The sequence below is a fragment of the Paenibacillus ehimensis NBRC 15659 genome (genome assembly GCF_004000785.1).
Classification (GTDB): domain Bacteria; phylum Bacillota; class Bacilli; order Paenibacillales; family NBRC-103111; genus Paenibacillus_G; species Paenibacillus_G ehimensis.
This window is the reverse complement of sequence record NZ_BILX01000140.1, coordinates 1-7,663: the sequence shown is the minus strand read 5'-3', so window position 1 is coordinate 7,663 and position 7,663 is coordinate 1. Positions and strand designations below refer to the sequence as shown.

Below are 7,663 nucleotides of genomic sequence, written 5' to 3'. Positions count from 1 at the left end.
GTCGGAGACGGGCTCTTTATCCTTTACGCACCACGCTGCTGCACAAGCAAGCTGTCCAGATGCCGCGCAATGATCCCCGCAATTTCTTCCGCACGCATGGCCTCAGGCGCGATGACGCCGTGTACGAGTAAACCGTCCACCAGCGCGTGAAACCGCTTCGCTTCCAGCTCCGTGTCAAGCCCCGGCTTCAGCAGCTTCGACTGTGCGAGGGAGTCAATGATCTTACGGAACATCTCCCGAAGCGAGTCATGGATCTCTTGGCTCAGCGGCCTTAAGCCCGGCTCGGTCAAAGCAAAGGTCGAAAACGCGATCCAGATTTGACTTTCCGCCAGCCGTTCTTCATCCAGCGGCACGATTTGACCGATAAGCGTTTCGATATTTTCCCGGAGATCGCCATCCAGCGGAAGCGACTGCACACGTTTTTTTATCCGTTCAGAGACGAGCCGCATGGAGAAAGCCAATAAAGCCGATTGCGAATCGAAGTAATGGCGCAGCGAGCCAAGAGACATGCCGGCTTCCTCGGCGACCCTGCGCACGCTGACCCCTTCAAGCCCTTCCCGGCGAATAATCCGCCACACCGCTTTCGCCAGCTGCTCCCGTCGTTCTTCATGATTTACGATTTTAGGCATATGCCGATTATAGCATACTTGTTTTTTTTAATACAATGGTGCTAAAATAAATCCTGCTTAATAACACAACTGTATTAAAAAAAAGAAAGGACTGCTTGCATGACGATAGCCGCATTTATTATCGGTTGTGAAATTGGCTTCTGGGTATTTGTCGCCGCCGGACTCATATTCCGCTATATTCTGGGCCTGAAACGAACGGGAGCCCTTCTGCTGGCGGCCACGCCGCTGGTCGATCTGATCCTGATTGTCGCGACCGTCATTGATTTGCGCAACGGGGCGACCGCAAGCTTCGTACACGGCCTCGCCGCCGTCTATATCGGCGTCTCCGTCGCCTACGGCCACCGGATGATCCGGTGGGCCGACGAACGGTTCGCACACCGGTTCGCAGGAGCTCCGGCGCCCGAGCCGCGGCCCAAGCACGGCACTGCCCACGCCCGCCGCGAGCGGAAGACATGGTTTCTTCACCTGCTGGCCTGGATCATCGGCTGCCTGATCCTGCTCGGCATGATCTGGTTCGTCGGCGATGACAGCCGAACGGCGAGCTTGTGGAACATCATCTGGCGCTGGGCGCTCGTGCTGGGGATCGATTTTGTATGGAGCTTCAGCTACACGCTCTGGCCCAAAAAAGGATAACCGAATAAAAGTAAAACGGGACGCTTTTCGCTTTTGCCTGAAACCTTAAACCCCGCCCACACGTTTATAAGAGTAGCAAACGTACATTTTTTTCCACAAAGGAGGTCGATGCTCATGCCTCGCCTAAAAATCCCCCGTTAATCCCGGGGACCGCCGCCTCCGTTCGATCCGGTGCGCAATAACCGACCTTAAACCTATCAAGGAGCGTGCAAACGAATGAACGGACCACAGGCGGTAACCAAAGAAGAAAGACGGGCGATTGCCCGCGAAATTGCCGGTCGGCTTAAGCAGGTTTACGGCGGGAAAATAAAAGCGATCGGTCTCTACGGCTCCATGGCGCGCGGAACGGACGGGCCGTTCTCGGACACCGAGATGCTTTGCGTTCTCCGCTCGGGCGACGAGCCGGTCGACTTCAGCCACGAATGGGCGGCCGGGGCTTGGAAAGCGGAGGTGAACGTGTACAGTGAGGATGTGCTGCTGCAGTACGCCCGGACCGTCGAGGATACATGGCCTCTGTCCCACGGCGCTTTCCTTACGGCTCTGCCGCTTTACGACCCGGACGGCTTTTTCGCCGAGCTGAAAGCAGCGGTCCTGTCGCCGGATGAAGCCGATTTCCGGGAAAACATCAGCGGCATTCTGGTCGGCGAAATGTTCGAATTCGCCGGCAAATGGCGCAATGCCAACGCCCAAGGCCCGCGGACGTACCTGCCTTACCTGGCCATGGAAACCGCGCATTACGGCGCGATGCTGATCGGGCTGCATCATCGGACGGCCTACTCTACCGGCGCTAAGGTCATCCCCGAGGCGCTGACCCTGCCCGACCGGCCCGCCGGCTTCGATGCGCTGGCACAGCTCGTACTGTCCGGCGAGCTATCCGACCCGGACCGCGTCTTCCTGGTGTGCGAGGCGTTCTGGAGCAGCCTGAAAGCTTGGGCGGAAGAGCATGACTACGCGTTTATCACGGAACGAATTCCATTTTAAAAGGCAATCCGGCATTAAGGCCCGCACTCGTTGCGGGTCTTTTTCTATGTCAACGGCCATTTTTTATTGACTGTACGTTCAGTCATAAATTATACTAAACTGCAAAGGACCTTGGCATCTTTTCCCATCGCTTCTGTTACGCGTCATGGTCCGGTCATCACTCTATCCGCTGTTGCGGAAAAAAAATACGTCGGAGGAGGAATAACGATGGATCTTCACTACGAAATGCATGGGACGGGCGACGAGACGGTCGTCCTGCTTCACGGGGGCGGGGCGGATTTGCGCACCTGGCAGTTCATGGTTCCGAGGCTTGCGGCAAGCTATCGGGTTATCGCATTCGACGGCCGGGGAGCCGGACAATCGCCGGCGCCTGTCGAGCCCGCCAATTACATCGAGGATTTAAAAATGGTTCTTGACCACTTCGGCTTGGAAAAAGCCTTGCTTGTCGGCCACTCCATAGGCGGCCAGATTGCCGTCGACTTCGCCCTGACGTACCCCGAGCGGGTATCCAAGCTTGCGCTCATCGCTTGCTCCGTCACGGGCTTCCGGAATGCCCCCGACATCGAGGAGCGGTTCCAACGCGTCCTCGCTGCGGCGCCGGATGTAAAGAAAATGACCGAGCTTTCGCTTGATTTACCGTCATATGACGTCGTCAAGGCAACCCCTCACCTAGAGCTCGTGTATGAGATGATTCGACACAACACCGGACGATGGTTCGAATGGAAAAGCAGCGAATCGGTATGGCCCCAGCCTCCCGCCATCGAAAGGCTGGACGAGCTTGCGGCACCGACTTTGTTTATGATCGGCACGCTCGACCGCGAAGACCTGTTCCCGCTCGCCGAGCGATTCGGTCAGCTGCCGAATGCCCGCCTCGTGTGGATCGATGGCGCGGATCATATGCTTACGCTAACCCATCCCGGCGAGGTTACCGATACGATTTTGCCGTTTCTGGAGGAGTGACAACATGCCCCGCACGCCGGAAGAAAACGAACGGATTCGCCGCGCCGCCCGAGACAAAATTTTGCAAGCGGCGATGGCGCTTTTTATCGAGAAAGGATTCCACTCCGCCTCCATCGACGATGTGGCCAAGCGAGCGGACATTTCAAAAGGCCTTCTCTACAATTATTTCAAAGGCAAGGAGGAACTCCTCGCCGCCATGGTCGATCTTCGTATCGAAGAGGTTCTCGAAGTGATGCAGGCCGCCGCCGCCAAAGAAACCCCTGCCGAGCAGCTTCGCCACATCGTCGAAGGGGCGCTGGACAACGTCCGGGAGCAGCCGGAGGTCTTCCGCTTTTATCTGAATTTATTCACCTGCCCGAGACAAGATGAAGTCGTCGCCAGGCACGGAAACCGGCTGCTGGGCGCCTACGCGGAGCAGTTCGAGGCCCAATGCGAAATGTTCGAGAAGCTGGGAGCTCCCGATCCCCGGAAACGGTCCCTTCACTTCTCCTCGACGCTCCAGGGAATCATGCTGATGTATACGAATTATCCTTCAGGATTCCCGCTGGACGACATGAAGGCTCAAACGATCGAGGAATTTTGCAGCAGCCGGAATGTGCAGCCGAACGGGTCCTGACTCTCCCGCAGCTTCCGCTCCGTCCATACGACGGCGGCGGGAGCTTCTGTCCGATCGCGGGCAGCTCCGGCCTCTTAATCGAAGCTCCCTCGCCTTGTTCCAACCATGCCGTCGAACGGTTCGCTGCGTTCCAGAGCGCGGTTCAGCTTCTGCAGCATCTCCCCGATCCCCCTGCTGCCGACCAGCGGAAAATAGATCCGCGTCTCCCCGGAAAACACCCCGGGAACGATCCGGGTAAACTTTTTGCCGCCAAGCACGACAATTTCCTCAAAACGGTCCAACCGCTTTTCGCTTACTTGACGTTTCAACTCGTGCAATGAAACGATTTCCGGGTGACCGCTGCCGAAGGCGACATTATAATTTTCATAGAGCTTATCGTCCGGCAGCAGAAAGCCGTGTTTCGCCGACAAAATCGCCCAATGGTCAAAAAAGCGGTCCGCATACGCCTGGCATTTTCGGTGAAGGGGCGAAATGTACGCCTGCTTGGCCGGGCAAGGACCTGACGGCGCGGCGGCGGTATCCCATATTTTTTTGGCTCCGCAAGGAATGATGCACAGTCTGTTCACGTTCGTCCCGCTCCTTTCGTCGTTGTGCGCAGCATCCGTCGTTGCCTGCTGCTCACTGCTTCGCCGCGGGAGCGGTTTTCCCCTTCTTTTTCCCGGGATCTGCAACCTTCCTCCCGCCTCGGACGTATATCCAGTATCTTCTATATTTTACTGGAGCCGAGGTGGAAGCTAAAATGACAACGCATGTGGACATCGTACATTACCACCCTGATTATGCGGAGAGCGTAGCCGAGATGTGGAACCGGAGCCAAGACGAATGGGGCGGCGGACCGGCCGTCCGGACAGCCGAGCAGATTCGCCGGGACGAGGAAAGCTCGGATGCCATGGCGGTCTTTCTGGCCGTCTGCGGCGGTCAAGTCGTCGGATACTGCAGCTTGGGCGAATACCGCGAGGATACCGGCGCGCTGTACATCCAGCTGTTGAACGTACGCCCGGACTACCACGGCCGCAAAATCGGCAAGCTGCTCGTGCTGCGGGCGGTGGAGGAAACGATCCGCCTGGGCTGGCCGCGCGTCGATTTGTACACTTGGGAAGCCAACATGAAGGCGGTGCCCCTGTACAAGAAATGCGGCTTTTTCTGGGAAGACCGCGAGGACGCGACGCACTTCATGAACTTCATCCCCCAGGTGGCCGCTTGCGAGGCGCTTGCCCCTTATCTGAACGATATCGATTGGTACGCCGACTTGACGCGGACGATCGAAGTGAAGCCGGACGGTCGTAAAGAAAACGGCTTCGATATATACACTTATGCATGGTCCAAGAACGGACAATCGCTTCGCGTCGATATCGAGCGCAGAGGCCGCGGCATCTGTCTCATCGAAACGGAGGACTACTTGCTGTCCGCGGCCGCGGAGCAGGCCGAGCCGGTGTTCGGAAGCGAATACGTTATCGAATACCGCATCGTGAACAAATCGGGCGCCCCGCTAAAGCTTGAGCTCCAGGGCGAATCGGACCGCAATGTCGCATTCGATTGGCAAAGCGAGAGGCAGGTGGAAGGCGAGGAACGGATCGCCGCGCGCTTTTTCGTCGGAGCCATCGAGGAAGAGCAAAGCGAATGGCGTACCTGCCCTGCCGTGCAGACCCGGGTTCGAATTAACGGGCTCGAGGCGCTGCTCAAGGTCGGCATCGTGCCGAAATTTCCGGCCGGCCTGAAGATGCAGGTGCCGGATGTAAGGCATGCGCTTGGCGGGGATTATGTCCTGTACCTCGAGATGCAAAACCATTTCCCGGAAACGGCCACGTTCTCCTTCGAGCTGCCGGAGCAAGCTTGGCTTGCGCTCGGACGGAAGAGCTTCGAAGCGCGCTTGGAAGCGAAGGAGCGGATCTCGTTGGCGGTTCCGTACCGCCTGCTCGACTACGGCTTCTACCAAGCCCGGCTTCAAGTGCGGGCCGTACCGGACAACGGGCCGGAGGTGACGTTCACCCGCTTCGTCGGCGGAGCCTTCGCCGGGCCCGGGGCGATGTTTACCGGAGAGACGGAAAACAACCGGGTTGCTGTGAATAGCGGCTACGGGATCGAATACGATAAGGATCACAATGAAGCGTTCCTTCAGGCATGGAACCGGAAGGACGAACAGCTCATGATGCTGCCGCCGTCCATAGGCAAGCCGTATTCCCCCGAATTTGCCCGGAAAAAGCCGGTGCGGGTCGAGCCCAAAGAGGAACGGGGAGCGGTCGGCTTCCGTCATACATACCGTTCGGATGCGTTTCCGCAGCTGCTGCTGCATCTCCACACGCTGCTGTACGCCGACGGCACGGCGAAGCTGTGGCAGGAGCTGGAAAACGACTCGGACGCTCCGGTCGTCAGCGAAATGTGGATCTCCCAGCGCTTTCGTTCCGACCTATACGGGATCGTTCTGCCTTACGACGGTCAAATCGTCGAAACGACCGACTCGCACGGCATCGATTACGAGTATTGGGACGGCTCCAAGGTTACCGAGCCTTGGCTCTTCGCCCGCGGCACCGGAAGCGCATACGGGATTTGCTGGTCCGGCACCCACCGGATAAACATGGGCGATTGGTATGTGGAGCTGGAAACCTGCTTGGGCCGGCTGGAAGCCGGAGAAACAAAAACCTCGGATACGATTTTCCTGTCTGTGGGCGGGTTCGACGATTGGACCTCGTTCCGGGACTTCGCCTTGAAACGCATCGGACAGGAAACGACTCCACTGCCGGTCCGCCATGTGGAGCTGGCGGCTAATGAAGGAAATCCGTTCGTGCGGCCCGATGCGGAGGAAGTGCCGGTCACGCTTCGGGATGCGAAGCAGACCATATGGGAAGGCGAGCTCTCCGCATGCTACATGGATGCGTCAGAAACACCGGAGCGGGCGCATTTGGCATCCGGCGACGAGGCGGCGGAAGCCCGCTTCATGCTGCCTCCGCCGTCCTCCCGCTGCCGCGTGGTCCGGGTGGAAGCGCGGCTTGGCGCGCACGAAGAGGCGTATCATGCCGCGCTGTTCCCGGTTTCGAGCGGTGAAGTAAGCAGCACGGCATCGACCGAAGCCGGTTACTCGGTGCTTGAGGCCGATAACGGAATCATCCGCATCTCCGCTTCGGCCGACTATTACCCCGGGCTGCGCTCGCTTTCGGCCGGGGGTCGGGAATGGCTCGCTTCCGGGTTTCCCGAATACGGGGCGAAGTCGTGGTGGAATCCTTGGACCGGCGGCTTGTCGGGCCAGTTCGACGAGATGGGACCGTTATCCGTGCGCAAAGAAGAGCATTCCGCCGCCTTTGTCCGCCTCTCCGACGGAAAAGGCAACGTTTGGGCAGGTATCCGGGTCCGCCAATCGATCCGGAACCACGATACGTTCAAAGGGACGACCATGGACAGCTATTATTTGATGCTCCCCGGGGTACCGGTGCTTGCTTATATGACGGACATCCGTCAGAACACGGGAACGTATCTGGACAAATCGATGCTCAGCGAGCTGTTCCTTCGTCCCGACGGGACGGACGGCTACGGGTGGCTGCGAACCTCGGCTCCGAACGGCAAAGCGCTCCGTTACCCTCTCGGAAAAGGCGAGCTCAGCGTACGCGAAACGAAGGATTACGTATTCGGCCTTGACGGCCGGACCGGGGTCATGCACATCGTGACGGACGAAGAAGCCAACCGCCCTTCGGTCTACACGAACAAGGACATCTGCTGCCTGTCGCTCTCGCGGAGGGTTCGTCTGCCTCACGGAAGCGTAAGCCGCTCGGCTCCGGTGTTCCTCGTCTTCCCGGACGACCCGCTGCCGGCGGACAGCTTGGAGGCTTTACGCCGGCTCGCCTTCCCTCTT

Annotated in this window: 7 protein-coding genes; 5 read left to right on the top strand and 2 right to left on the bottom strand. The window is 58.6% G+C overall.

All coding sequences use genetic code 11. From position 1 onward, the window contains the following. Positions 1-23 precede the first annotated feature (23 nt). Complete coding sequence (locus tag PEH01S_RS33570) at positions 24-629, bottom strand: TetR/AcrR family transcriptional regulator (RefSeq protein ID WP_127490386.1); 606 nt, start codon at positions 627-629, stop codon at positions 24-26. A gap of 99 nt (positions 630-728) precedes the next feature. On the opposite strand from PEH01S_RS33570, the gene PEH01S_RS33565 reads away from it, so the two are divergent. From PEH01S_RS33565 to PEH01S_RS33550, 4 genes are all read left to right on the top strand, one after another. Then, positions 729-1,262, top strand: coding sequence for a hypothetical protein (locus tag PEH01S_RS33565; RefSeq protein ID WP_127490385.1), 534 nt, complete (start codon positions 729-731; stop codon positions 1,260-1,262). A gap of 216 nt (positions 1,263-1,478) precedes the next feature. Further along, the gene (locus PEH01S_RS33560; protein WP_127490384.1) at positions 1,479-2,243 is read left to right on the top strand and encodes an ANT(4')-I family aminoglycoside nucleotidyltransferase; all 765 of its coding nucleotides are present in this window, start codon (positions 1,479-1,481) and stop codon (positions 2,241-2,243) included. Between the two features lie 207 nt (positions 2,244-2,450). Next, positions 2,451-3,203: an alpha/beta fold hydrolase gene (locus PEH01S_RS33555; protein ID WP_025845876.1), complete on the top strand. Its 753-nt coding sequence runs from the start codon at positions 2,451-2,453 to the stop codon at positions 3,201-3,203. Between the two features lie 4 nt (positions 3,204-3,207). After that, positions 3,208-3,819 carry a TetR/AcrR family transcriptional regulator gene (locus PEH01S_RS33550; protein ID WP_127490383.1) on the top strand — a complete coding sequence of 204 codons (612 nt, stop codon included), beginning with the start codon at positions 3,208-3,210 and terminating at the stop codon, positions 3,817-3,819. 74 nt (positions 3,820-3,893) lie between these two features. Here PEH01S_RS33550 and PEH01S_RS33545 read toward each other — a convergent pair whose 3' ends face one another. After that, a complete protein-coding gene (locus PEH01S_RS33545; protein WP_025845872.1) occupies positions 3,894-4,385 on the bottom strand; it encodes a DUF6884 domain-containing protein in 492 nt (163 codons plus the stop codon). Positions 4,386-4,558: 173 nt separating this feature from the next. Here PEH01S_RS33545 and PEH01S_RS33540 point away from each other — a divergent pair. Beyond that, positions 4,559-7,663: GNAT family N-acetyltransferase (locus PEH01S_RS33540; protein ID WP_164828134.1), on the top strand; the 3,105-nt coding region annotated here is incomplete at its 3' end.

Excerpts from the sequence above, each read along its gene's own strand:
- PEH01S_RS33570 (WP_127490386.1), bottom strand. The coding sequence starts at position 629 with ATGCCTAAAATCGTAAATCATGAAGAACGACGGGAGCAGCTGGCGAAA.
- PEH01S_RS33560 (WP_127490384.1), top strand. The coding sequence starts at position 1,479 with ATGAACGGACCACAGGCGGTAACCAAAGAAGAAAGACGGGCGATTGCC.
- PEH01S_RS33550 (WP_127490383.1), top strand. The coding sequence starts at position 3,208 with ATGCCCCGCACGCCGGAAGAAAACGAACGGATTCGCCGCGCCGCCCGA.
- PEH01S_RS33555 (WP_025845876.1), top strand. The coding sequence starts at position 2,451 with ATGGATCTTCACTACGAAATGCATGGGACGGGCGACGAGACGGTCGTC.
- PEH01S_RS33565 (WP_127490385.1), top strand. The coding sequence starts at position 729 with ATGACGATAGCCGCATTTATTATCGGTTGTGAAATTGGCTTCTGGGTA.